We start from the raw sequence: 24423 nt of genomic DNA, 5'->3' as shown, positions 1-24423 counted from the left end.
AAGTCATGTTGAATCGAGAGCTCGAAGTCACCCTCAATCTCGCCTTCAAGGAGGCGCGGGCGAAGCGGCATGAGTTCATGACCGTTGAGCACTTGCTGTTGGCGCTTCTGGATAATGAAGCTGCCGCGACGGTTCTGAAGGCGTGCGGTGCGAATCTGGACAAGCTGCGGCGAGACCTGCAGGAGTTCATCGATTCCACCACGCCGCTGATTCCCCAGCACGACGAGGATCGCGAAACCCAGCCAACCCTGGGCTTCCAGCGCGTCCTGCAGCGTGCCGTATTCCACGTGCAGAGTTCCGGCAAGCGCGAAGTCACCGGCGCCAACGTGCTGGTCGCGATCTTCAGCGAGCAGGAAAGCCAGGCGGTGTTCCTGCTCAAGCAGCAGAGCGTCGCGCGGATCGACGTGGTCAACTACATCGCCCACGGCATCTCCAAGGTGCCTGGCCATGCCGAGCATCAGGACAGCGAGCAGGAGATGCAGGACGAGGAGGGCGGCGAGTCCTCCACTTCCAGTCATCCGCTGGATGCCTATGCCAGCAACCTGAACGACCTGGCGCGCCAGGGGCGTATCGACCCGCTGGTCGGTCGCGAGTCGGAAGTCGAGCGCGTCGCGCAGATCCTGGCCCGTCGCCGCAAGAACAACCCGCTGTTGGTGGGCGAGGCTGGTGTCGGCAAGACCGCCATCGCCGAAGGCCTGGCCAAGCGCATCGTCGACGGCCAGGTACCGGACCTGCTGTCCGACAGCGTCGTGTACTCCCTGGACCTGGGTGCGCTGCTGGCGGGCACCAAGTACCGCGGCGACTTCGAGAAGCGCTTCAAAGCGCTGCTCAATGAGCTGCGCAAGCGTCCGCACGCGGTGCTGTTCATCGACGAGATCCACACTATCATCGGTGCTGGTGCAGCATCGGGCGGGGTCATGGATGCTTCCAACCTGCTCAAGCCGCTGCTGTCCTCCGGTGAGATTCGTTGCATCGGCTCCACCACCTTCCAGGAATTCCGCGGCATCTTCGAGAAGGATCGTGCGCTGGCGCGTCGCTTCCAGAAGGTCGACGTCACCGAGCCGTCCGTCGAAGACACCTTCGGCATCCTGAAAGGCCTGAAACCACGCTTCGAGCAGCATCACCACATCGAGTACAGCGATGAAGCGCTGCGCGCAGCCGCCGAACTGGCCGCCCGCTACATCAATGACCGGCACATGCCGGACAAGGCCATCGACGTGATCGACGAAGCTGGTGCCTACCAGCGCCTGCAGCCGGAAGAGAAGCGTGTGAAGCGCATCGAAGTCCCGCAGGTCGAGGACATCGTGGCGAAGATCGCGCGGATTCCGCCCAAGCACGTGTCCAGTTCCGACAAGGAGCTGCTGCGAAACCTCGAGCGCGACCTGAAGCTGACTGTGTTCGGTCAGGCGGCGGCCATCGAGTCGCTGTCCACTGCCATCAAGCTGTCACGCGCCGGCCTCAAGTCGCCGGACAAGCCCGTTGGTTCCTTCCTCTTCTCCGGCCCGACCGGTGTCGGCAAGACCGAGGTGGCTCGCCAACTGGCCAAGGCGCTGGGTGTCGAGCTGGTGCGCTTCGACATGTCCGAGTACATGGAGCGGCATACCGTGTCCCGCCTGATTGGCGCGCCTCCGGGCTACGTTGGCTTCGACCAGGGTGGTCTGCTCACCGAAGCGATCACCAAGACGCCGCACTGTGTGCTGCTGCTGGATGAGATCGAGAAGGCGCACCCGGAGGTCTTCAACCTGCTGCTGCAGGTGATGGACCACGGCACCCTGACCGACAACAACGGCCGCAAGGCGGATTTCCGCAACGTCATCCTGATCATGACCACCAACGCTGGCGCGGAAACCGCGGCGCGGGCCTCCATCGGCTTCACGCAGCAGGATCACACCAGTGACGCCATGGAAGTGATCAAGAAGAGCTTCACGCCGGAGTTCCGCAACCGCCTGGATACCATCATCCAGTTCGGTCGCCTGAGTCACGAGACCATCAAGAGCATCGTCGACAAGTTCCTCACCGAGCTGCAGGCGCAGCTGGAGGACAAGCACGTGCAGATCGAGGTCAGTGACTCGGCGCGCGTCTGGCTAGCGGACAAGGGCTACGACCCGCAGATGGGTGCTCGCCCGATGGCGCGGCTTATCCAGGACAAGATCAAGCGGCCATTGGCCGAGGAGATCCTGTTCGGCGAGCTGGCCGAGCACGGTGGCGTGGCCCATGTGGACCTGAAGGATGGCGAGCTGGCCTTCGAGTTCGAGGTGATCGCTGCAGAACCGGCCTGACGTTGAAAAGTAAGGCCCAAACAAAAACGCCCGGCAATGCCGGGCGTTTTTCTATGTGCCGGTTTGTACCGGCACCTACCGTCTTATCAGCGAGCGCGGTAGGTGATACGACCCTTGGAGAGGTCGTAGGGCGTCAGTTCAACGCGAACTTTGTCGCCGGTCAGGATGCGGATGTAATTCTTGCGCATCTTCCCGGAGATGTGCGCGGTAACGACGTGCCCGTTTTCCAACTCCACGCGGAACATGGTGTTGGGCAGGGTGTCGACGACAGTGCCTTCCATTTCGAAGCTGTCTTCTTTCGACATGCAGTAGAACCCTCGGTATCTAAGATTGCCTGAAGTGTTTCAGGCCATTAAAAAAGGCACATAGTGTGCCTGAAATCGCCCCACAACGCCAATGGGTGTTTTCGGGTCAGTTCAAGGCGACCCAGCGCTGATTTACGAAAAGTTCGATCGGGCGGTACTGGGTCTTGTAGTTCATCTTGCGGCAGTTCTTGATCCAGTACCCGAGATAGACAGCGTGCAGACCCAGTCGCTCGGTCTCGCCGACCTGCCAGAGAATGGCGAAGCGTCCCAGGCTGCGGCGTTCTTCGTCCGGATCGTAGAAGGTGTAGACGGCTGAAAGACCGTTGGGCAGCACGTCGGTCACGGCGACGGCGAGCAGGCGGCCCTGCAGGCGGAACTCGAAGAAACAGCTGAACGGCAGGTCGCGCACCAGGAAGGTGGCGAACTGGTCGCGGCTGGGCGGGTACATGTCTCCATCGGCGTGGCGCTGCTCGATGTAGCGCATGTACAGCGCATAGTACTCCTCGGTGAAGGCCGGGCGCTTGCGGATTACTTCCAGATCGGCGTTGCGCTTGATGATGCGCTTCTGCTGGCGGCTCGGCTGGAATCCGGCTGCGGGGATGCGCGCGGGGATGCAGGCGGTGCAATGCTGGCAGTGCGGCCGGTAGAGGTGTTCGCCGCTGCGCCGGAAGCCAACCTCTGACAGCGAGGCGTACAACTGCGCATCCATGGGCTGGCTGGGGTCGAGGAACAGCGTTGTGGCCTGTTCTTCGGGCAGATAGCTGCATGGATGCGGTTGTGTGGCGTAAAACTTCAGGCGGGCGAGCTCGGTCATCTTCAACCCCTGCGAGGTCCCTCAGGCAAGTTTAAGACAGGCTGAGCAGGTCCGCTTGCGAAGTCCAGTCCTGCGAGGGTGTTTCGTCGAGATGACGGCGCAGGTAGCTGGCGAATTCGCCGCGGGAAATGGCGCGAGCGCCAAAACTGTGCAAGTGCTGCGTCGGCATCTGGCAATCGATCAGCACGAAGCCCGCTGCATTCAGGCGCTGCACCAGGGTCACGAAGGCCACCTTGGAGGCATTGTCGGCGCGGCTGAACATGGACTCGCCGAAGAACAGGCGGCCGATGGCCAGGCCGTAGAGGCCCCCGACCAGTTCATTGCCTTGCCAGGCTTCGGCCGAATGGGCGACGCCCAGGCGGTGCAGCTGGCAATAGGCATCCTGCATCGGGGTGGTGATCCAGGTGCCGTCCGTGTAATCGCGCGGGCCGGCGCAGCCGTGGATGACCTGCTCGAACGCCTGGTCGATGGTGACCTGGTACTGCTGCTGGCGGATGAACTTGGCGAGGCTGCGGGAAACGTGCAGTTCTTCGGGGAATAGCACGGTGCGTGGGTCGGGCGACCACCAGAGGATGGGTTGCCCGTCCTGGAACCAGGGGAAGCAGCCATGGCGGTAGGCCTGGATCAGTCGCTGCGGGTTGAGGTCGCCGCCGGCCGCGAGCAGGCCGTTGGGCTCGCGCAGGGCCTTGTCGAGGGGCGGAAAGTCGAAATTGCTGCGGGAAAGCCACTTGAGCATAGGGAGGAGGGGAGGGCGAGCCTCCCCTGGCACCGATCAGTTGTCGTCGAGGAACTTTTCGGCGTCCAGCGCGGCCATGCAGCCGGCGCCGGCAGAAGTGATCGCCTGGCGATACACGTGGTCGGCCACGTCGCCAGCGGCGAACACGCCGTCGATGCTGGTCAGGGTCGCGTTGCCTTCGGCGCCGCCCTTGATCTTCAGGTAACCGTCATGCATCTCCAACTGGCCCTTGAACAGGTCGGTGTTGGGCTTGTGGCCGATGGCGATGAATACGCCGGCGAGGTCAAGCTGGCGGGTTTCGCCGCTGTTGGCGTCCTTCAGACGTACGCCCACGACGCCCATGTTGTCGCCGAGGACTTCGTCCAGGGTGGTGTTCCAGTGCAGGCGCACGTTGCCGTTCTTGGCTTTTTCGAACAGCTTGTCCTGGAGGATCTTCTCCGAGCGCAGCTTATCGCGGCGGTGGATCAGGTGGACTTCCTTGGCGATGTTGGACAAGTACAGCGCTTCTTCCACGGCGGTGTTGCCGCCACCGACCACGCAGACGACCTGGTTGCGGTAGAAGAATCCGTCACAGGTGGCGCAGGCGGAAACGCCCTTGCCCATGAAGGCCTCTTCCGAGGACATGCCCAGGTACTGGGCCGAGGCCCCGGTGGCGATGATCAATGCGTCGCAGGTGTAGGTGCCACTGTCGCCCTTGAGGGTGAAGGGCTTCTGCTGCAACTCGGCGGTGTGGATGTGGTCGTAGACGATCTCGGTGTCGAAACGCTTGGCGTGCTGCTCCATGCGCTGCATCAGGGCGGGGCCGGTCAGGCCTTCGACGTCGCCGGGCCAGTTGTCGACCTCGGTGGTGGTGGTGAGCTGGCCGCCGGGCTGGATGCCAGTGATGACAACAGGCTTGAGGTTGGCGCGCGCGGCATACACGGCCGCGGTGTAGCCCGCGGGGCCGGAGCCCAGGATGATCAGGCGCGAATGCTTGACTTCACTCATAAAAAGACTCCATAAGCCTTTGTCACGTAAGAGAATGCATGCTCCAATTGAGCAGCCGAAAAGCGGTGTTGGGCTATGCTACACCGAACCCCGGAAAGCCGGCAAAAGCGCAGTCAGGCACATCCGGGGTCGCTGGCATCGGCCGGCCAAAGCCGTACAATAGGCCCGTTTTGCGGCCCAACGACTCTCGGAAGCGCGTATAGCGCAGGATTAGAAGCGTTTTGAAGGACACCACAGCAAGCCATGCCGCCGCCTGGCGCCAGCAATTGCATTACCGTCTGAAGGAAGGGGCCCTGATCGCGCTTGGCGCGCTCTGCCTTTACCTCTGGATGGCGCTGCTCACCTACGATTCCTCCGATCCGGGCTGGAGCCACTCCAGTCACGTCGAGCAGGTGCAGAACGCTGCCGGCCGCCTGGGGGCGCTGAGCGCTGACATCCTGTTCATGGTGCTGGGGTACTTCGCCTACCTGTTCCCGCTGCTGCTGGCGGTGAAGACCTATCAGGTCTTCCGCAAGCGTCACCTGCCCTGGGAGTGGAGTGGCTGGCTATTCTCCTGGCGCCTGATCGGCCTGGTATTCCTGGTGTTGTCCGGTTCAGCCCTGGCCTATATCCATTTCCATACCAGCGGTGCCCACATGCCGGCCAGCGCGGGCGGCGCCCTGGGTGAAAGCCTCGGCCAACTGGGCGTCAATGCGCTGAACGTGCAGGGCAGCACACTGCTGTTCCTGGCGCTGTTCCTGTTTGGCATGACGGTGTTCGCCGACCTGTCCTGGTTCAAGGTGATGGACGTCACCGGCAAGATCACCCTCGATCTCTTCGAACTGATCCACAACGCCACCAACCGCTGGTGGAGTGCCCGCAGCGAGCACAAGCAACTCGTCGCCCAATTGCGTGAAGTCGACGAGCGCGTGGCCGAGGTCGCCGCGCCCATCGTTGCCGATCGCCGCGAGCAGGCCAAGGTCAAGGAGCGCCTGATCGAGCGCGAGGAAGCGCTGGTCAAGAGCGTGCAGGAGCGCGAGAAGCGCGTGGCGCCGAAGATCGACGTCCCGCCGCCGCCTACCAAGCCGGCCGAGCCGAGCAAGCGCGTGCTGAAAGAGAAGCAGGCGCCGCTGTTCGTCGATACCGCCGTGGAAGGCACGCTGCCGCCGCTGTCGATCCTCGACCCGGCCTCGGAAAAGAAGCAGAGCTATTCGCCCGAATCCCTGGAGGCCATGTCGCGCCTGCTGGAGATCAAGCTCAAAGAGTTCGGCGTCGAAGTCATCGTCGAGTCCGTGCATCCGGGCCCGGTGATCACCCGTTTCGAAATCCAGCCGGCCGCCGGCGTGAAGGTCAGCCGTATCTCCAACCTGGCCAAGGACCTGGCGCGTTCGCTGGCAGTGATCAGTGTGCGCGTGGTGGAAGTCATTCCCGGCAAGACCACCGTGGGTATCGAGATTCCCAACGAAGACCGGCAGATGGTGCGCTTCTCCGAGGTGCTGATGACGCCGGAATATGACGAGCACAAGTCCACCGTGCCGCTGGCCCTGGGCCATGATATCGGCGGTCGCCCGATCATCACCGACCTGGCGAAGATGCCGCACCTGCTGGTGGCCGGTACTACCGGTTCCGGTAAGTCGGTGGGCGTGAACGCCATGCTGCTATCGATCCTGTTCAAGTCCACGCCGGAAGAGGCGCGCCTGATCATGATCGACCCGAAGATGCTGGAACTGTCGATCTACGAAGGCATTCCGCACCTGCTCTGCCCGGTCGTCACCGACATGAAGGAGGCCGCCAACGCGTTGCGCTGGAGCGTCGCCGAGATGGAGCGCCGCTACAAGCTGATGGCGGCCATGGGCGTGCGTAACCTGGCTGGCTTCAACCGCAAGGTGAAGGACGCGGAGGAGGCCGGCACCCCGCTGACCGACCCGCTATACCGCCGCGAGAGCATGGAAGACGAAGCGCCGCTGCTGCAGACCCTGCCGACCATCGTGGTCGTCGTGGACGAATTCGCCGACATGATGATGATCGTCGGCAAGAAGGTGGAAGAGCTGATCGCCCGTATCGCCCAGAAGGCGCGTGCGGCCGGCATCCACCTGATCCTGGCGACCCAGCGTCCGTCGGTGGATGTGATCACCGGCCTGATCAAGGCGAACATCCCCACCCGTATCGCCTTCCAGGTGTCCAGCAAGATCGACTCGCGCACCATTCTCGACCAGGGCGGCGCCGAGCAACTGCTGGGCCACGGCGACATGCTGTATCTCCCGCCGGGTACCGGCCTGCCGATTCGTGTTCATGGTGCCTTCGTGTCCGATGACGAAGTGCACCGTGTCGTTGAGGCGTGGAAGCTGCGTGGCGCACCGAACTATATCGAGGACATTCTCGCCGGCGCCGATGAAGGCGGTGGTGGTTCGTTCGAAGGTGGCGGTGGCGGCGAAGGCAGCGAAGGCAGCGAGGACGATCCGCTCTACGACGAAGCCGTGCGCTTCGTGACCGAAAGCCGCCGGGCTTCCATCTCTGCCGTGCAGCGCAAGCTGAAGATTGGCTACAACCGCGCCGCGCGGATGATCGAGGCCATGGAAATGGCCGGCGTGGTCACCGCGATGAATACCAATGGCTCGCGTGAAGTGATCGCGCCGGCCCCGATCCGTGATTGATTCGACTTCGAGGATTTCGATGCGTCTGATCCGCCTGTTGTTCGTTGCTGCGCTGGCCTTCGCCGGCGCCCAGGCCTATGCCGACGATGCTGCTGCGCAGCGCCTGAGCGGGATGCTCACCAAGGCCCAGACAATGACCGCGCGCTTCTCCCAGCTGACCCTGGACGGCAGCGGCACCCGCCTGCAGGAAACCGCCGGCACCCTGGGCCTCAAGCGCCCTGGCCTGTTCCGTTGGCACACCGATGCGCCGAACGAGCAGCTGCTGATCTCCAACGGTGAGAAAATCTGGCTGTACGACCCGGACCTGGAGCAGGTGACCATCCAGAAGCTCGACCAGCGCCTGACCCAGACCCCGGCGCTGCTGCTCTCCGGTGACGTGTCGAAGATCGGTCAGAGCTTCGATATCACCGCGAAGGATGGCGGCAACGTGGTCGACTTCACCCTCAAGCCCAAGTCCAAGGACACGCTGTTCGACAGCCTGCGGATTTCCTTCCGCAGCGGTGTGGTGAACGACATGCAGCTGATCGACAGCGTCGGCCAGCGCACCAATATCCTGTTCTTCGACGTGAAGATGAACGAGCCGATGGACACCAAGCAGTTCGTCTTCGAAGTGCCCAAGGGCGTCGACGTCATCCAGGAATGACCGGCCGCGCGCCGGATTGATCGATAGGTAATACCGTGGACCTGTTCCGCTCCGCCCCCGTTTCCCAGCCCCTGGCCGCGCGGCTGCGCGCGACCAGCCTGGACGAGTACGTCGGCCAGGAGCATCTGCTCGCCCGTGGCAAGCCGTTGCGTGAGGCGCTGGAGCAGGGCGCACTGCACTCGATGATCTTCTGGGGCCCGCCCGGAGTCGGCAAGACCACCCTGGCGAAGCTACTGGCGCAGGTCACCGACGCGCACTTCGAGACCATCTCGGCGGTGCTCTCGGGCGTCAAGGAAATCCGTCAGTCGGTGGAAGTGGCCAAGCAGCACGCCGCGCAGTACGGTCGCCGCACCATCCTCTTCGTCGACGAAGTGCATCGCTTCAACAAGAGTCAGCAGGATGCCTTCCTGCCTTATGTGGAAGACGGCACGCTGATCTTCATCGGCGCGACCACCGAGAACCCGTCCTTCGAATTGAACAACGCGCTGCTCTCCCGTGCCCGCGTCTACGTGCTGAAAAGCCTGGACGAAGCGGCCCTGCGACGGTTGGTGGAGCGCGCATTGACCGAAGAAAAGGGCCTGGGCAAGCGCAACCTGAGCCTGCCCGATGACAGTTTTGCGATCCTCATGGCCGCCGCCGACGGCGATGGTCGGCGTCTGCTCAATCTGCTGGAAAACGCTTCCGACCTCGCCGAAGACAACAGCGAGATCAACGCAGAGTTGCTGCAGAACCTGCTGGGCGACTCGCGTCGTCGCTTCGACAAGGGCGGCGAGGCCTTCTACGACCAGATCAGCGCGCTGCACAAGTCGGTGCGTGGCTCCAGCCCTGATGGCGCGCTGTACTGGTATTCGCGCATGCTCGATGGTGGCTGCGATCCGCTGTACATCGCCCGCCGAGTGGTGCGCATGGCCAGCGAGGACATCGGCAATGCCGATCCGCGCGCGCTGACCCTGTGCCTTCACGCCTGGGACGTGCAGGAACGCCTCGGCAGCCCGGAAGGCGAATTGGCGATTGCGCAGGCTATCGTTTACCTGGCCTGTGCGCCGAAGAGCAATGCCGTCTACAACGCTTACAACACGGCGCGCCGTGATGTGGCGGAGAGCGGTTCGCTGGAAGTGCCGCTGCATTTGCGCAACGCACCGACGAAACTGATGAAGAACCTGGGCTATGGCGACGAGTATCGCTATGCCCATGATGAGCCGGATGCCTATGCGGCCGGAGAAGACTACTTCCCCGAGTCGATGGAACCGCGCCAGTATTACCAACCCGTGCCGCGCGGGCTCGAACTGAAGATCGGCGAAAAGCTGCGCCACCTGGCCAGCCTCGACAAGGCCAGTTCCCGCCGTCGCAGAAAATCCTGAAGTGGCGCCCTTGAGCGTCGCCTGACACTAGATACGAGAAGACACCATGCTCGATTCCAAACTGGTTCGTACCCAGCCGCAGGAAGTGGCCGAACGCCTGGCCACCCGTGGCTTCACCCTGGACGTGGCGCGCATCGAAGCGCTGGAGAGCCAGCGCAAGGCCGTGCAGACCCGCACCGAGACCCTCCAGGCCGAGCGCAACTCGCGCTCCAAGGCGATCGGCCAGGCCATGAAGAATGGCGAGGACGTTGCGCCGCTGAAGGCCGAAGTCAATCGCATGGCCGAGGAGCTGGAGTCGGGCAAGCGCGAGCTGGATGCCATCCAGGCCGAGCTGGACAGCCTGCTGCTGAACATTCCGAACCTGCCGCACGAATCCGTGCCGGTCGGTGCCGATGAAGAAGAGAACGTCGAGGTCCGTCGCTGGGGCACCCCGCGCACCTTCGATTTCGAGATCAAGGACCACGTCGCCCTGGGCGAGCAGCACGGCTGGCTGGACTTCGAGACCGCCGCGCGCCTGTCCGGCGCCCGCTTCGCCCTGATGCGCGGCCCGATCGCCCGCCTGCACCGCGCCCTGGCGCAGTTCATGCTCGACCTGCACACCCGCGAGCACGGCTACGAAGAGGCCTATACCCCGTACCTGGTACAAGCTCCGGCACTGCAGGGCACCGGCCAGTTGCCGAAGTTCGAGGAAGACCTGTTCAAAATCCAGCGTGAAGACGAAGCCGATCTGTACCTGATCCCGACTGCTGAGGTCTCGCTGACCAACATCGTGGCCGGCCAGATCCTCGACGCGAAGGAGCTGCCTCTGAAGTTCGTCGCCCACACCCCGTGCTTCCGCAGCGAAGCCGGCGCGTCGGGCCGTGATACCCGCGGCATGATCCGCCAGCACCAGTTCGACAAGGTCGAGATGGTGCAGATCGTCGAGCCGTCCAAGTCCTGGGAAGCCCTGGAAAGCCTGGTCGGCAACGCCGAGAAGGTCCTCCAGGCGCTGGAACTGCCGTACCGCGCCCTGGCGCTGTGCACTGGCGACATGGGCTTTGGTGCCGCCAAGACCTACGACCTCGAAGTCTGGGTGCCGAGCCAGGACAAGTACCGCGAGATTTCCTCCTGCTCCAACTGCGGCGACTTCCAGGCCCGCCGCATGCAGGCGCGCTATCGCAACCCGGAAACCGGCAAGCCGGAGCTGGTCCATACCCTCAACGGCTCGGGCCTGGCCGTAGGCCGTACCCTGGTCGCCGTGCTGGAGAACTACCAGCAGGCCGACGGTTCGATTCGCGTGCCGGAAGTGCTCAAGCCGTACATGGCTGGCATCGAGGTAATCGGCTGAGATGGACTTCCTGCCGCTGTTCCACATCCTGCGCGGACGTCGCGCGCTACTGGTCGGCGGCGGTGATGTCGCACTGCGCAAGGCGCGCCTGCTGAATGACGCCGGCGCGATGCTGCGTGTGGTGGCGCCGGAGGTGCACTCCGAGCTGCGAGAGTTGGTCGAGGAGGGCGCGGGCGAATTGCTCCTGCGCCCCTACGCCCAGGGCGACCTGCAGGACTGCGTGCTGGTCATCGCCGCCACCGACGATGAGCCGCTCAACGCCCAGGTGTCCCGAGATGCCAACGAGCGCGGCGTACCGGTCAACGTGGTCGACGCACCGGCCCTGTGCAGCGTGATCTTCCCGGCCATCGTTGACCGTTCGCCGCTGGTGGTGGCCGTGTCCAGCGGTGGCGACGCGCCGGTGCTGGCGCGCCTGCTGCGCGCCAAGCTGGAAACCTGGATTCCCGCGACCTATGGCCAACTGGCCGGCCTGGCCAGCCGCTTCCGCGAGCGCGTGAAGCAGCGCCTGCCGGACCTGCAGCAGCGCCGCAAGTTCTGGGAAGACGTGTTCCAGGGGCCTGTCGCCGAGCGCATGCTCGCCGGCCAGCCGAACGAAGCCGAGCGCCTGCTGGCGGACAAGCTGGAAGCGCCGCAGCCCGAATCCCGTGGTGAGGTCTATCTGGTCGGTGCCGGCCCCGGTGATCCGGACCTTCTGACCTTCCGCGCCCTACGCCTGATGCAGCAGGCCGACGTGGTGCTCTATGACCGCCTCGTTGCGCCGGCCATCCTCGAGCTGTGCCGCCGCGATGCGGACCGCCTGTATGTCGGCAAGCGCCGCGCGGACCACGCCGTGCCGCAGGATGAGATCAACCGCCAATTGGTCGAGCTCGCCCAGCAGGGCAAGCGCGTACTGCGCCTGAAAGGCGGTGATCCGTTCATCTTCGGTCGCGGTGGCGAGGAAATCGACGAACTGGCGGCCAATGGCATCCCGTTCCAGGTGGTGCCAGGCATTACCGCGGCAAGCGGCTGCGCGGCCTATGCCGGTATTCCGCTGACGCACCGCGACTACGCGCAATCCGTGCGTTTCGTGACCGGGCACTTGAAGGACGGCACCACCGACCTGCCCTGGAACGATCTGGTCGCTCCGGGCCAGACCCTGGTGTTCTACATGGGCCTCGTCGGCTTGCCGGTCATCTGCGAGCAACTGGTGCGTCACGGCCGCTCTGCTGACACGCCGGCTGCTCTTGTTCAGCAGGGCACCACCGTACATCAGCGCGTATTCACTGGCACCCTGGCGAACCTGCCGGAGCTGGTGGCTGAGCACGAAGTGCATGCGCCGACCCTGGTGATAGTCGGGGAAGTGGTGCAACTGCGAGAGAAGCTTGCCTGGTTCGAGGGGCAGCAGTGAGAGCCTCGCGCGTAGCGATCCTGGGCGTTGTGTGCGTCCTGGGCTTCGCTGCGTTATCGGTGTCCGCCGCAAGTTTCGATTGCAAGAAGGCCAGGCAGGCCGACGAGAAAGCCATCTGTGCGGATCGCCAGCTATCCGAGATGGATGTGCAGGTAGCGACTACCTACCGCTTGTTGCGCGGTCTGTTTGCCATGGGCATGCGCGGCAACCTGGGCGACTCCCAGCTCGCCTGGCTGGAGCAGCGCCGCGCCTGCGGCGCCAACAAGTCCTGCCTTAAACAGCGTTACCAGGAGCGCCTGGACGCGCTGCAGAAGGTCTACGACGGTATCGAAAAACCGATCTGAGCCGCTCTTGACCTCGTAGGAGCGAGCTTGCTCGCGAACCGCTTGATGCCATAGCTCTTGGGCATGATTCGCGAGCAAGCTCGCTCCTACAACGGGTGCAGCCGCCGATTAGCTCTTGTGCGCGATAACCTTGCCCGGTAGATGCTCGCGCCCGTGCGGAGTGGTGAAGTCCTGCTGGGGTCCCAGTGGCACGATGCCTGTCGGATTGATGGTGCGATGGCTGCCGTAGTAGTGATGCTTGATGTGCTGGAAATCCACCGTACCGGCAACGCCGTCCAGTTGATACAGCTCGCGCAGCCAGCCGGACAGGTTCGGATAGTCCGCCAGGCGCCGCAGGTTGCACTTGAAGTGGCCGTGGTAGACCGCGTCGAAGCGGATCAGCGTAGTGAACAGGCGCACATCGGCTTCGGTCAGGTATTCGCCCGCCAGGTAGCGCTGCTCGCCCAGGTGCTCCTCCAGCCAGTCCAGTTCATTGAACAATGTCTTGAAGGCTTCTTCGTAGGCGTCCTGCGTCGTCGCGAAGCCCGCACGGTAAACACCGTTGTTCACGGCCGGGTAGATACGCTCGTTCAGCTCATCGATCTGCGCGCGCAGCGGCTCCGGGTAGAGATCCAGTTTGTTGCCGGTAATGCCATCGAAGGCCGTGTTGAACATGCGGATGATCTCCGCCGATTCGTTACTGACGATGCGCTGCTCATGCTTGTCCCACAGCACTGGTACGGTGACACGGCCGGTGTAGTGCGGGTCGTCCCGGGTATAGCGCTGATGGAGGAAGTCGAGGCCGTCGAGCTTGTCGCCGGTGGAGCCGAACGCCTTGTCGAAGGTCCAGCCGTTTTCCAGCATCAGCCAACTGACGACCGACACGTCGATCAGCGATTCGAGGCCCTTGAGCTGGCGGTAGATCAGCGTGCGGTGAGCCCAGGGGCAGGCCAGGGATACGTAGAGGTGATAGCGGCCGGCCTCGGCGCGGAAGCCGCCTTCGCCGGTGGGGCCGGGCTGGCCGTCGGCGGTGACCCAATTGCGGCGCTGCGCATTTTCGCGCTGGAAGCGGCCGTCCTTGCTGGTGTCATACCACTGATCTTGCCAGCGGCCATCAATCAACTGTCCCATCTTGAGTGCTCCAGAAAGCGGGAAGATGGGACCAGTCTATCGGCTCTGGCTCGATTGTTTAGCGCAAAAACAGGATTCCAGCTATCGACTAAATCGATCTGTTGCGCTCAGTCCAGCGTCTATCGGCCTCTGCGAAGGCTTCGTCTCGCTGCAGCCCGAGCGCGCGCAAGGCCAGGGCCATTGTTGCGCGGACGGCCAGCTCGCCGTAGACGTCCTCTGCGTCGCCGCGCCAGACCGCGGCCAGATGCTGCGGGTCGAGGCTTTCCGGTTTGACGTGGCGCAGCGGAGAAAGCGCGGGCCATTCTTCGTCCCAGTCATTGCCATCACGGCAGCCGTACAGGTGCGAAGTGGCGTCCGGGTTCACTTCGATCTCGCCGCCTTCGCCTTTGATGACGATGGCGTAGTCGCCCAGCAGCCGGCTGCCTTCGCGGTGTACGGCCTGGTAGCCGGGATGGAAGATGCTTTGCAGCACGCAGCTAGCGCCGAGCGGGTTGATCAGGCGCACCGAGGAATGAATGGGTGAGCGCAGGCCAAGGGTATTGCGCAAGTCGATCATTCGCTGCAGCCGCGGCATCCAGTCGACCAGTGGGGTGAAGGCTACGCCCTGGGTATCCAGGGCCTGGCTGACTGCGCTCCAGTCGCGGCACAGCGGCAGGCCCAGCAGCTCGAGCAATTGCTCGGTGTAAAGACGGCCGGCGGTGTGGGCGCCCGCGCCATGCAAAAGTATGCGGGTGCCGCTGCCGCCCAGGCATTTCACCGCCAGCAGGTACCAGGGCAGGTGACGCTTCTTGCCGGCGTAGCTCGGCCAGTCCAGGTCCACGGCGATCTTCGGCGCTTGCAGGCGCTCGCGGACGGCCTCGGTGAAGCCGGCCAGCTCTTCGGCGCTTTCTTCCTTGTGCCGCAGCAGCATCAGGAAGGCGCCCAGTTGCGCCTCCTCGACCTTGTCGTCGAGGATCAGGCCCAGCGCTTCGCGGGCTTCCTCGCGGGTCAGTCCGCGCGCGCCGCGCTTGCCTTTGCCGAGGATGCGGACGAACTGGGCGAAGAGGTGTTCGGCGGGTGTCTGCAGGACGAGCGGGGCGGCGGTCATAGGCAATTGGTCGGCTTCGGCAGGCCGGCGAGCTTGGCGGCAAGCTTGGCCGGGGTGCCCTTGAACAGGAGGTTGAGGTGCAGGCTGTTGCCCTTTTCCGCGCCCAGCTTCTGGGCTACGTATTTGATCAGCGGGCGGTTGGCCGGGGAGAGCTGAAACTCACCGTAGAACTCGCGCAGCAGCAGGAGGATTTCCCAATGCTCGGGCGTCAGGTGGATGCCTTCGTTGTGCGCCAGGGCTTCGGCGGCGGCGTCGCTCCAGTCGTTCAGGTCGGCGAGGTAGCCGTCCTTGTCCAGCGGCAGCGCTTGGCCATTGACCAATAAGGTACTCATAGCCAGGCGTTTACCTTGTCGAAGCGGGTGCAGAGTTCGACGAAGCCGGGGTAGTCCACGCTGTCGACTCGGGAGGCGACGGCGTCGAGCCCGCGCGCTTGCAGGTCCTCCTGCAGGGCAAACAGGGTGTTGCTTGCCGGCAGTTGCTCCAGCGCCTGTGCCGGCTGCGTGCCCGTGCGGAGCGCGTATACCGCGTCACCGGTCAGCACGATGCCGTCATCGGCGCCCAGCAGGCGCAGGCAGCTGTCGAGCCGACTGTCATTGAAGGGGGAGTGCGAGAGCAGGTGGAGGGTAGCCATCAGATCGTGATCACCTGGTCGTGGGTTTGCAGCAGGCCGCGAAGGGCGTTGTCATCCAGTACCTGTGCGGCCAGCGTGAGGCTGCTGGCGTCCAGGCCGCGCTCGGTCAGGCTGCGCGCGCTGGCATAGAGTTCCTCGACGCCAAAAAGCGGCAAGGCCTGCAGATTGGCTTGCAGGTCTTTTTGCTCAATACCGGCAGGGTGCTGGCCAGGTGCCAGCTGGAACACGCCGTCATCGAGGAAGAGCATCGAGATCGGCAGGTCGAACGCGCCGCCGGCCAGGGCGATATCCAGCGCCTCGCGGGCAGCGGGGCCGGCCCAGGGGGCCTGGCGGCTGATGATCAGCAGGGACTTGGCCATCAGTTGCCTCCAAAGCAGACCAGGCGATCCGCTTGTTGCGCTGCTTCATGCAACTGGCCGAGGCCGGAAAGATCCCAGGGTGCCTGCAGGTTGGCGGCGGGACGGGAGTAGCGGTTGGCTTCCTCGCTATTCAGTACGCCGCGGCGCAGCGCTGCGGCGATGCAGACAACGCCGTCAAGCTGGTTGTCGGCAACGAAGCGCGTCCAGGCCGCCGCAACATCCAGTTCATCCTGGCTGGCCACGGTGTTGGCCGCGGCACTGTGCACTCCGTCCTGATAGAAGAACAGTCGGGAGATTTCGTGGCCGCCAGCCAGCGTAGCTTCGGCGAAGCGCAGGGCGCGCCGGGCGGCTGGCGAGTGCGGAGGAGAGAAGAGGGCGATGACGAACTTCATGGAGCTGGCCTTGGCGGCGAATTTTCGCAGGATGATACGGCGCTGCGCCTTTTTTTGCCGCGCCTGAAATGAAAAAAGCCCGTCGAAACGGGCTTTTTCCGTGGCGCTGTATTGATCAGTCGTCGCTGCCCATGATGCCGAAGATCTGCAGCAGGCTGATGAACAGGTTGTAGATCGACACATACAGGCTGATGGTCGCCATGATGTAGTTGCGCTCGCCACCGTGGATGATTGCGCTGGTCTGGAACAGGATCATCGCCGAGGAGAACAGCACGAAGCCGGCGCTGATGGCCAGTTGCAGGCCGCTGATCTGGAAGAACAGCGAGACCAGCACGGCGCCCAGCAGGACGAAGAAGCCTGCGGTGATGAAGCCGGACAGGAAGCTCATGTCCTTGCGGGTGGTCAGCACGTAGGCGGACAGGCCGAAGAACACCAGGGCGGTCATGAAGAAGGCGGAGGAAATGATGCTCGCGCCATTGGCCATGCCCAGGTACATGTTCAGGATCGGACCGAGGGTGTAGCCCATGAAGCCGGTCAGGGCAAAGGTGCTGACCAGGCCCCAGGCGCTGTTGCGCAGCTTCACGGTGAGGAAGAACAGGCCATAGAAGCCGAGCAGCACCACGAAGAAACTCGGGTACGGCAGGCGCATCTGTTGCGAGGCGAAGGCTACCAGGCCACTGAAGGCCAGGGTCAGGGCCAGCAGGCCGTAGGTATTGCGCAGGACGCCGCTGACCTCTTTCTGCTCCACGGCTGTGGAGTCGAGATATTGCCGTTCTTGCATGTCGTGACACTCCTGTTAAGCGGGATACGGATCCATGACCGTAGTGATGCTCATCATAACAGAGGGAAAAGCGCGCTGAATCATCAGAGTTTGACAGTGTGTTGCGATCCGGTAATATTGCGGCCCGCTCATGTGGAAGCGTGGCCGAGTGGTTTAAGGCAACGGTCTTGAAAACCGTCGACGGGCAACTGTCCTAGAGTTCGAATCTCTACGCTTCCGCCACTATTACAACGTTGAAAGCCCCGCACTGCGGGGCTTTCGCGTTTCTGGGAGTGGGATGCTTTTTGTGGGCTCGCCTCCCCGTTACGGATTGCACTCATCGCACAAGTTAAACGGCATCGGAAAATTCAGTCATCCCGATAGATGTTTCTGTAGGGTGCTGATCGTCTCAGTTAAACTTCAAGTTCCCCTTCCCGGAAAATCCTGAATGAACCAAGTCGAAGATCTCGAGCGGCAGATGCGCGAAGCGCTGGGCGTTGCTCCGAAGAAAGTGAAAACCACTCGGGAAGTCAGCAACCCCATGAGGGGTTACCTGATTGTTCTCAGTGTGCGAGGCGCAAGCGGGCCCGCATTTCGCTTCGAGCACCGCTCACGTTCGCTGAGCCGTACCGAGGCCATCCTGGAGGCGGAGAAAGCCGCGCGCGCCGCAGGCTACAAGCCCTGGGCCCTGCTGGATGCCGTAGAGGCCTGAGCCGCACGAGCGCGGTGGCGGCATGGGTCATCCGACGGTTGCCGATATGGCGTGGCAATCCCGTGCGATGGATGTCGAGCTGATAGCGCCTATCAGATGGAAAACTTCGACGACGGCTCCAGCTTCTTACAGTGCAATAGGTTACCGGTACGGCCGTCCTAGACGCTTCGCCAAGCATCTGTCAGCATTTACCCTTCCTGCGCCACGTATCTCTGGCGCTTGCATTTTGGCGAACCGCTTCCAAGCTAGGTCGTAAGGCTGCTTTCTGTTAAGGTTCGGCAATTGTTCGAAGTCCCTTTTCGGGTCTCACCATTCCATTCTGCTCAAGGGGTGCTGCGTGATTAAGGTGCTGGTGGTCGATGATCACGATCTGGTGCGCACCGGAATTACCCGCATGCTGGCTGATATCGATGGCCTGCAGGTCGTTGGGCAGGCTGACTCCGGTGAGCGTGGGCTGCAGCTCGCTCGTGAACTCAAGCCTGACGTCGTCCTGATGGATGTGAAGATGCCCGGCATCGGCGGTCTCGAAGCCACCCGTAAGCTGCTGCGCAGCCAGCCCGACGTACGCGTCGTGGTGGTCACGGTTTGCGAGGAAGACCCGTTCCCGACCCGTCTGATGCAGGCTGGTGCGGCGGGATATCTCACCAAGGGTGCAGCGCTGGATGAGATGGTCCAGGCGATTCGCCAGGTTTTTGCCGGCCAGCGCTACATCAGCCCGCAGATCGCCCAGAACCTCGCGCTGAAGTCCTTCGAGCCGGAAAGGAACGCATCGCCATTCGATACGCTGTCCGAGCGTGAAATCCAGATCGCGCTGATGATCGCCAACTGTCACAAGGTGCAGAGCATCTCGGACAAGCTCTGCCTCTCGCCCAAGACTGTGAATACCTACCGCTACCGCATCTTCGAGAAGCTCTCGATCACCAGTGACGTCGAACTGGCGTTGCTGGCTGTCCGGCACGGCATGGTCGACGCCAGTAACTGATCATGGTGCAACCGTTCGATTCGGCGGCTTTCCTTGCCACCTGCAGCGGGCGGCCGGGCGTTTATCGCATGTTCGACGTCGACGCAAAGTTGCTCTACGTCGGCAAGGCGAAGGACCTCAAGAAGCGCCTCTCCAGCTACTTCCGCAAGACTGGCCTGGCGCCAAAGACGGCCGCCCTGGTGGCGAAGATCGCACAGGTCGAGACCACCATCACCGCCAACGAAACCGAGGCGCTGCTGCTTGAGCAGACGCTGATCAAGGAATGGCGGCCGCCCTACAACATTCTGCTGCGCGACGATAAATCGTATCCGTACGTCTTCCTGTCGAGCGAGGATCAGTATCCGCGCCTGACCATTCACCGCGGCGCGAAGAAGGCCAAAGGACGGTACTTCGGGCCTTATCCGAGCGCTGGCGCCATTCGCGAAAGCCTGGCGTTGCTGCAGAAGGCCTTCTTCGTGCGCCAGTGTGAGGACAGCTACTACCGCAACCGCACGCGCCCGTGTCTGCAATATCAGATCAAGCGCTGCAAGGCGCCCTGTGTCGGACTGGTGAGCGAGGAGGAGTATGCCGAAGACGTACGCCACTCGATCATGTTTCTCGAAGGGCGCAGCAATGTGCTGGCCGAGGAGCTCTCCACCAACATGGAAGAGGCGGCGATGCGCCTGGACTTCGAAAAGGCGGCGGAGCTGCGCGATCAGGTGCAGATCCTGCGCCGCGTGCAGGACCAGCAGAGCATGGAGTTCGGCACCGGTAACGTCGATGTGGTGGCGGCCATCGTTACGCCGGGTGGCGCATGCGTACACCTGATCAGCGTGCGGGGCGGTCGAGTGCTGGGAAGCAAGAACTTCTTCCCGCAGGTGGCGATCGAGGAGGAGGTGGGCGATGTCCTGCTGGCCTTCCTTGGGCAGTACTACCTCAGTCATCACGAGCGCGATCTGCCGAACGAGCTGATCGTCAATGCCGTACATGAAGACTTCCCCATCCTGGCTTCCGCCATCGAGGCGTCACGTGGGCGGCTGCTGGAAATCAGTCACCGCGTGCGAGCTACGCGCGCCCGCTGGCAGCAACTTGCTGTGACGAACGCCGAACAGGCTCTGGCGGCACGCCTCGCCAACCGCCAGCACATGGCCGCGCGCTTCGATGCGCTGGGGGAGGCGCTGGATCTGCCCGAGCCGCCGCAGCGGCTCGAGTGTTTCGATATCAGCCATTCCAGTGGCGAGGCGACAGTGGCTTCCTGTGTGGTCTTTGGCCCGGAGGGCGCACTGAAGTCGGACTATCGCCGCTTCAATATCGAAGGCATCACCGGCGGCGACGATTACGCCGCCATGCACCAGGCGCTGACCCGTCGCTTCAGCCGATTGAAGGAAGGCGAGGGCAAGATGCCCGACATACTTCTGGTGGACGGCGGCAAGGGGCAGTTGGCGATGGCCCAGGAAGTGCTCCAGGAGCTGGCCGTGGTTGGGCTGACGCTACTCGGCGTCGCCAAGGGCGTCACTCGCAAGCCTGGCCTCGAAACCCTGTACCTCAATGATGCCGAGAACGAATTCACCTTGCCCGCCGACTCGCCGGCGCTGCACCTGATCCAGCAGATCCGCGACGAAGCGCATCGCTTTGCCATCACCGGCCACCGTGCACGGCGGGGCAAGGCGCGGCGCACCTCCACATTAGAAGACGTCGCTGGCGTCGGACCCAAGCGCCGGCGCGATCTGCTCAAGCATTTCGGCGGGTTGCAGGAATTGGGCAGAGCCAGTATCGATGAAATCGCCAAAGCCCCAGGCATCAGCAAAAAGCTGGCAGAGCAGATTTATGCTGCACTGCACAGCGAGTAGAATACCGGCTCAACTCGCAGACCTTCCGACCCGATGAATATCCCGAACCTGCTCACACTGCTTCGCGTTCTGCTCATTCCGATCTTCATCCTGTTGTTCTATCTTCCGTTCCCGGCCAGTCATCTGGCTGCCAGTGCCGTGTTTGCTCTTGCTGCCGCCACCGACTGGCTGGACGGTTACCTGGCGCGGCGGCTGGGGCAGAGCACTCCCTTCGGTGCCTTCCTCGATCCGGTGGCAGACAAGCTGATGGTCGCTACCGCGCTGGTGCTGTTGGTAGAGGAGCACGCAAATCTGTGGCTGACCTTGCCGGCTGTCATCATCATTGGTCGTGAGATCGTCGTTTCCGCGCTGCGCGAGTGGATGGCGGAGATCGGGGCAAGGGCACACGTGGCGGTTTCCAGCCTGGGTAAATGGAAAACGGCCGCGCAGATGCTGGCGCTGGTCATTCTCCTGGCCAATCCGCCGCTGATGACTTTCTGGGTCCTGGTGGGTTATGCGCTGCTCATCGTGGCCGCCATCCTTACTCTGTGGTCGATGCTGCACTATCTGCTGGCTGCATGGCCGCACCTGAACACCACCCCAAAAGAGAAATAAGTATTTTTGAATCAAGGAGTTGACAGGAATTTCCAAATCGTTAGAATGGCGCCCGTCAACACGACAATGCGGGAATAGCTCAGTTGGTAGAGCACGACCTTGCCAAGGTCGGGGTCGCGAGTTCGAGTCTCGTTTCCCGCTCCAGATTTTGATGATTCGCCTTGAGTCATCCGTGTTATGGCTGAGTAGCAGAGTGGTTATGCACCGGATTGCAAATCCGTGAACGCCGGTTCGATTCCGACCTCAGCCTCCAATAGAAAAGCCCTGTAAATCGAAGATTTACAGGGCTTTTTCTTTAACTGCCCTCTGCGGGAATTGCCAGGTTCGGCAACTTGCGCAGGGGAGTTGGGGCTGTATATAGTCCAGCCCTTTCCGGGTGCATGCCCGGATACGCTGCAACGCGCTGCCGCCCGGATGGCGAAATCGGTAGACGCAGGAGACTTAAAATCTCTCGCCCTTTGGGCGTGCCGGTTCGAGTCCGGCTCCGGGCACCATTTCTAAATCAACGGTCTCCGGGCCGTTGCGCTCCGCCTACCTCCTATCGTTTTGGTCCGCAATTCCGGATTCGGTCCGCAATTACTTCGTCGGCGTGACTTTCTTGCCTTTCCGATCTCGGATGTAGCGCTCGGTCATGGTGACGGTCGTGTGCCCGAGCTGGTCCCGAACTTTCAGGATGTCTCCGGTCGATTCCGACTTGTCGCTGCCGGCCTCCGGATTGCCGCTGATCCCGGAGCAGGGGTTGGCCAGCTTCGTGTAGCCCATCTTCCGCGCGTAGTTCCACATGTGGCTGAGCAGGGCCTTCTCGCGGTTTGCGCTGACCGGCGCGTCGCTACGCCACCGCATGTATTGGTAGACGTGCTGGGGCTTGATCGAGTCCAGCGGGCCTGGCGGATCGTCGAAGAACTCCAGCAGCTTCACCAGGTACTGGGCGTCCTTCTTCTGGGCGCTGGGGGCCTTCTCCGGCACCGCGTCCAGGAAGTACTGCACCGACACGTAGCTAGGGTGACGACCTTCTCGGCCAGGTTGTCGGCATTGCGATCCCGCTCCAGCTCGGCGTACTTCATGATCGCCAGGCCGTAGTCGGAGCCGAGCGGTACCTCTTTCCGAGGCTTGCCGCCGGCATCGTAGTAGTAATAGATCTTTCCGCTGGGCTTAGTGCGCTCGCGTAGGCGAGTGACCGCGCCTGGTTTCTTCGGTCGTCTTCCCATCAGCTGGCCTTCCGTGGTGTCCATTTCGGTGTTTATTCAGCCTGGCGACCTTTCGCCGGCAGAAGGTTGGCCGAGATCACACAGGGCCATCCGTTCATCTCGATGGTGTGCTTGATCCCATTCTGCTTCCAGACGCGCACCTGGCCAGCCTTCGTCCGGGCGCCGGTGAGCTGGCAAATCTCCTCGTGGGTGAGGAAGACGATAGGTTCCATGAGCAATACCTCATCGCGCCAGCTCAGGCCGGCGATGTTGAAATGGGTGGGGGAGACTCAGTACAGGGGAGAGGCGCAGCGCGGAGCCGTTCTAATTCATCGCGTCTTTGTGCTGATCGAGTGCTTCGAATTGCCGGCATTTCAGCTCGGCACTGGCGTCTGCTTGTTCGGGCGATTGATTCCCTCGGTAACCGAAGCGTACGAAGTACCTGACGATCGTCTGAGTATCTGGGTCGAGCTGAGCGCTACGTTTGTCGGCGGCTGCGATCGCTTGCTGTTCGGTGTTGCCCTGGTCACGGTATGTGGCGCCTGCATGAGCAAACAGGCCCACTCCAGTGCAGAAGTCAGACGCCTGACCACTGGCGGCAAGAGTCATAAGCAGGAACAACGCGGTGAGTCTCTTCATATGCCCTCACTTACCCTGCGGTTGCGCGCATGCACTGAGTATGGAGGCTACCCCAGTGGTCTGCCTGTTTTGTCGATCGTGCAGTTTGCTGCTTTCGAGAGCTCAGAATGGTGCTCGCTCCTGGAGAACAGGCCTGCAGCGCAGGCGGTCGCATTTCTCGGAGTCTTTGCCGGTGCCGCGGCAGAGGGTGGGGTGAGTCATGGCGTCACTCGTTTGAACTCGACGACCCAGACCCAGGGGTTGGCATCGGATTCATCGCCACCGGTTACCGACTGGAACAGGTACTGGAGGCATCCTGTGGCCAAACGAAAGCGGGCCCGCCCTCGTCGGAAGGGAGCCAGCGGCGACAGTCGTAGTGGATGCCTTCGGCAATCGCCTGCTCCTCGCTGATGTCCTGCAGGCGTTCGACGCGTACAGCTGTGACCTCCAGCAGGAGTCGGCTGTCCTTGCGGAACATGTGGATGGCCGGGGTTCACTTGCTCACCTTGCAATCCGCGCCATCGTCAGTGTCGGCACGATAGGTCAGGCGGCAGCCGATATCGGCATAGGTCTCACGCCCCCATAAGCGGTCGCCTGGTTCGCCATAGGGGCATACACCATGCGCGGCAAGTTCCTGGGCGCATTCCGCTTCGTTCTCGCCGAAAACTCAGTACCCATAACGGGGATGGCTCTGGCCAATTGCGCTCCAGCGTGGGCCATCCGGCTGGGGTGGACATGTCTTCCGTAGGAATCTGACCGCCCTTTACTGGCCGGCGCGTAACGATCTTTCTGCCTTCCAAGATTGCGCGGACCACTGGCCCGTTGAACAGGATGGAGCGCTCCTCCATGCTGCGCTGCTTGCTGGTTCGGTGATCTGGCTGGCGGTGAACACCTGCATGCCCAGCTCGCTGGCGACGTGGTACTCGAGGCGGGCGCCCTTGGACTTGTCCCTGCTCGGCAGTAGGGCGATGGCCTGGCAGGTGATGAGCTTCGTCAGGTCCAGGCGCAGGTAGTCGGTCCACTCGAAGTCATCGATCATGCCGTCGTCTGCTGGGTTCTCGACGTGGTAGACGAGCTGGCACAGGCGCGCGGCCTCGGCGTGGAATGCCGGGTAGTTGAACCCCGGCAGGCCGGTCATGGGGCCGGCGAGGTACATGCGTCCAACGCGCGGCACGGCAATGAGACGGTCCATGGGCTGGTCGAAGACCTCGCGCGCCTGCTCGACGGTGACGAGCACCAAGCCCAGGTTCAGGGCTTCGATAACGTCCTCGGGGTGGCGCCGGCCGACGAAGCGGCATTCACGGGTGGCGGGATCGAAGCCGGCCACGGCCTGCTCTTCGTGATTT

24 protein-coding genes, 4 tRNA genes and 3 pseudogenes are annotated in these 24423 nt (G+C 62.7%); 15 read left to right on the top strand and 16 right to left on the bottom strand.

Going from position 1 to position 24423, the window contains the following annotated elements; translation table 11 throughout:
* Positions 1-5: 5 nt before the first annotated feature.
* Positions 6-2279, top strand: coding sequence for an ATP-dependent Clp protease ATP-binding subunit ClpA (gene clpA / locus RS899_RS12660; protein WP_054909435.1), 2274 nt, complete (start codon positions 6-8; stop codon positions 2277-2279).
* Positions 2280-2365: 86 nt separating this feature from the next.
* On the opposite strand, the gene infA is transcribed toward clpA, so the two are convergent.
* From infA to trxB, 4 genes are all read right to left on the bottom strand, one after another.
* Positions 2366-2584 (bottom strand): translation initiation factor IF-1, encoded by a 219-nt coding sequence (infA, locus tag RS899_RS12655; RefSeq protein ID WP_002553999.1) that lies wholly within the window; start codon positions 2582-2584, stop codon positions 2366-2368.
* A gap of 106 nt (positions 2585-2690) precedes the next feature.
* A complete protein-coding gene (locus RS899_RS12650; RefSeq protein WP_024765142.1) occupies positions 2691-3398 on the bottom strand; it encodes an arginyltransferase in 708 nt (235 codons plus the stop codon).
* A gap of 31 nt (positions 3399-3429) precedes the next feature.
* Positions 3430-4134 carry a leucyl/phenylalanyl-tRNA--protein transferase gene (aat, locus tag RS899_RS12645; protein ID WP_315810112.1) on the bottom strand — a complete coding sequence of 235 codons (705 nt, stop codon included), beginning with the start codon at positions 4132-4134 and terminating at the stop codon, positions 3430-3432.
* A 36-nt stretch (positions 4135-4170) separates the two neighbouring features.
* Positions 4171-5121, bottom strand: a complete 951-nt coding sequence (trxB, locus tag RS899_RS12640; RefSeq protein ID WP_054909433.1) for a thioredoxin-disulfide reductase — start codon at positions 5119-5121, stop codon at positions 4171-4173.
* Positions 5122-5342: 221 nt separating this feature from the next.
* Here trxB and ftsK point away from each other — a divergent pair, with 221 nt between their 5' ends.
* The 6 genes from ftsK to RS899_RS12610 are packed head-to-tail and all read left to right on the top strand — an operon-like array spanning position 5343 to position 12816.
* A complete protein-coding gene (gene ftsK / locus RS899_RS12635; RefSeq protein ID WP_315810111.1) occupies positions 5343-7754 on the top strand; it encodes a DNA translocase FtsK in 2412 nt (803 codons plus the stop codon).
* A 19-nt stretch (positions 7755-7773) separates the two neighbouring features.
* On the top strand, positions 7774-8397 hold the full coding sequence (lolA, locus tag RS899_RS12630; protein ID WP_315810110.1) for an outer membrane lipoprotein chaperone LolA: 624 nt from the start codon (positions 7774-7776) through the stop codon (positions 8395-8397).
* Positions 8398-8432: 35 nt separating this feature from the next.
* Positions 8433-9758, top strand: coding sequence for a replication-associated recombination protein A (locus RS899_RS12625; protein WP_315810109.1), 1326 nt, complete (start codon positions 8433-8435; stop codon positions 9756-9758).
* A 46-nt stretch (positions 9759-9804) separates the two neighbouring features.
* The gene (gene serS, locus RS899_RS12620) at positions 9805-11085 is read left to right on the top strand and encodes a serine--tRNA ligase (RefSeq protein ID WP_065085195.1); all 1281 of its coding nucleotides are present in this window, start codon (positions 9805-9807) and stop codon (positions 11083-11085) included.
* A 1-nt stretch (position 11086) separates the two neighbouring features.
* Entirely contained in the window at positions 11087-12472 is a 1386-nt protein-coding gene (gene cysG / locus RS899_RS12615; protein ID WP_315810108.1) for a siroheme synthase CysG, read from the top strand.
* Positions 12473-12531: 59 nt separating this feature from the next.
* Positions 12532-12816 (top strand): lysozyme inhibitor LprI family protein, encoded by a 285-nt coding sequence (locus RS899_RS12610; RefSeq protein ID WP_371914061.1) that lies wholly within the window; start codon positions 12532-12534, stop codon positions 12814-12816.
* Between the two features lie 108 nt (positions 12817-12924).
* Here RS899_RS12610 and RS899_RS12605 read toward each other — a convergent pair whose 3' ends face one another.
* From RS899_RS12605 to RS899_RS12575, 7 genes are all read right to left on the bottom strand, one after another.
* The gene (locus tag RS899_RS12605) at positions 12925-13926 is read right to left on the bottom strand and encodes a glutathione S-transferase family protein (RefSeq protein WP_315810107.1); all 1002 of its coding nucleotides are present in this window, start codon (positions 13924-13926) and stop codon (positions 12925-12927) included.
* Between the two features lie 88 nt (positions 13927-14014).
* Positions 14015-15013: a glycosyl transferase family protein gene (locus RS899_RS12600; protein ID WP_315810106.1), complete on the bottom strand. Its 999-nt coding sequence runs from the start codon at positions 15011-15013 to the stop codon at positions 14015-14017.
* The gene (locus RS899_RS12595) at positions 15010-15345 is read right to left on the bottom strand and encodes a TusE/DsrC/DsvC family sulfur relay protein (protein WP_170860095.1); all 336 of its coding nucleotides are present in this window, start codon (positions 15343-15345) and stop codon (positions 15010-15012) included. The genes RS899_RS12600 and RS899_RS12595 overlap by 4 nt, the downstream gene beginning before the upstream one ends.
* Positions 15342-15644 carry a sulfurtransferase complex subunit TusB gene (tusB, locus tag RS899_RS12590; RefSeq protein WP_315810105.1) on the bottom strand — a complete coding sequence of 101 codons (303 nt, stop codon included), beginning with the start codon at positions 15642-15644 and terminating at the stop codon, positions 15342-15344. The genes RS899_RS12595 and tusB overlap by 4 nt, the downstream gene beginning before the upstream one ends.
* Positions 15644-16003, bottom strand: coding sequence for a sulfurtransferase complex subunit TusC (gene tusC / locus RS899_RS12585; protein ID WP_315810104.1), 360 nt, complete (start codon positions 16001-16003; stop codon positions 15644-15646). The genes tusB and tusC overlap by 1 nt, the downstream gene beginning before the upstream one ends.
* Complete coding sequence (gene tusD, locus RS899_RS12580) at positions 16003-16395, bottom strand: sulfurtransferase complex subunit TusD (RefSeq protein WP_315810103.1); 393 nt, start codon at positions 16393-16395, stop codon at positions 16003-16005. Before tusD ends, tusC begins: the two co-directional genes overlap by 1 nt.
* 115 nt (positions 16396-16510) lie before the next feature.
* On the bottom strand, positions 16511-17176 hold the full coding sequence (locus RS899_RS12575) for a Bax inhibitor-1/YccA family protein (RefSeq protein WP_024765156.1): 666 nt from the start codon (positions 17174-17176) through the stop codon (positions 16511-16513).
* A 134-nt stretch (positions 17177-17310) separates the two neighbouring features.
* On the opposite strand from RS899_RS12575, the gene RS899_RS12570 reads away from it, so the two are divergent.
* The 8 genes from RS899_RS12570 (at position 17311) to RS899_RS12535 (ending at position 21766) form a co-directional block, all read left to right on the top strand.
* Positions 17311-17398: transfer RNA gene (locus RS899_RS12570), tRNA-Ser, on the top strand.
* Between the two features lie 205 nt (positions 17399-17603).
* Positions 17604-17867: a hypothetical protein gene (locus RS899_RS12565; protein WP_226045085.1), complete on the top strand. Its 264-nt coding sequence runs from the start codon at positions 17604-17606 to the stop codon at positions 17865-17867.
* A 337-nt stretch (positions 17868-18204) separates the two neighbouring features.
* Positions 18205-18849: a response regulator transcription factor GacA gene (gene gacA / locus RS899_RS12560; RefSeq protein WP_017517075.1), complete on the top strand. Its 645-nt coding sequence runs from the start codon at positions 18205-18207 to the stop codon at positions 18847-18849.
* A 2-nt stretch (positions 18850-18851) separates the two neighbouring features.
* Positions 18852-20678, top strand: a complete 1827-nt coding sequence (gene uvrC, locus RS899_RS12555) for an excinuclease ABC subunit UvrC (RefSeq protein WP_315810102.1) — start codon at positions 18852-18854, stop codon at positions 20676-20678.
* Positions 20679-20711: 33 nt separating this feature from the next.
* Positions 20712-21272 (top strand): CDP-diacylglycerol--glycerol-3-phosphate 3-phosphatidyltransferase, encoded by a 561-nt coding sequence (pgsA, locus tag RS899_RS12550; RefSeq protein ID WP_024767418.1) that lies wholly within the window; start codon positions 20712-20714, stop codon positions 21270-21272.
* A gap of 68 nt (positions 21273-21340) precedes the next feature.
* A tRNA-Gly gene (locus RS899_RS12545) sits at positions 21341-21416 on the top strand.
* Positions 21417-21451: 35 nt separating this feature from the next.
* Positions 21452-21525: transfer RNA gene (locus tag RS899_RS12540), tRNA-Cys, on the top strand.
* Positions 21526-21680: 155 nt separating this feature from the next.
* A tRNA-Leu gene (locus RS899_RS12535) sits at positions 21681-21766 on the top strand.
* 82 nt (positions 21767-21848) lie between these two features.
* Here the strand turns inward: RS899_RS12535 and RS899_RS12530 are convergent.
* From RS899_RS12530 to RS899_RS12515, 5 genes and pseudogenes are all read right to left on the bottom strand, one after another.
* A pseudogene (locus RS899_RS12530) lies at positions 21849-22480 on the bottom strand (hypothetical protein).
* 32 nt (positions 22481-22512) lie between these two features.
* Positions 22513-22692, bottom strand: coding sequence for a DUF4224 domain-containing protein (locus RS899_RS12525; RefSeq protein ID WP_315810101.1), 180 nt, complete (start codon positions 22690-22692; stop codon positions 22513-22515).
* A gap of 91 nt (positions 22693-22783) precedes the next feature.
* Positions 22784-23098: a hypothetical protein gene (locus RS899_RS12520; protein ID WP_315810100.1), complete on the bottom strand. Its 315-nt coding sequence runs from the start codon at positions 23096-23098 to the stop codon at positions 22784-22786.
* Between the two features lie 358 nt (positions 23099-23456).
* A pseudogene (locus tag RS899_RS30835) lies at positions 23457-23925 on the bottom strand (hypothetical protein); the annotation flags it as partial.
* Positions 23926-23975: 50 nt separating this feature from the next.
* Positions 23976-24233 (bottom strand): annotated as a pseudogene (locus RS899_RS12515) (DUF4406 domain-containing protein); the annotation flags it as partial.
* Between the last annotated feature and the right edge of the window lie 190 nt (positions 24234-24423).

Origin of the sequence: Pseudomonas sp. C9-3 (assembly GCF_032392015.1) — a bacterium.
Taxonomy (GTDB): Bacteria; Pseudomonadota; Gammaproteobacteria; order Pseudomonadales; family Pseudomonadaceae; genus Pseudomonas; species Pseudomonas nitroreducens.
The sequence above is the reverse complement of the archived record's forward strand: the minus strand, read 5'-3'. Positions and strand labels throughout refer to the sequence as shown.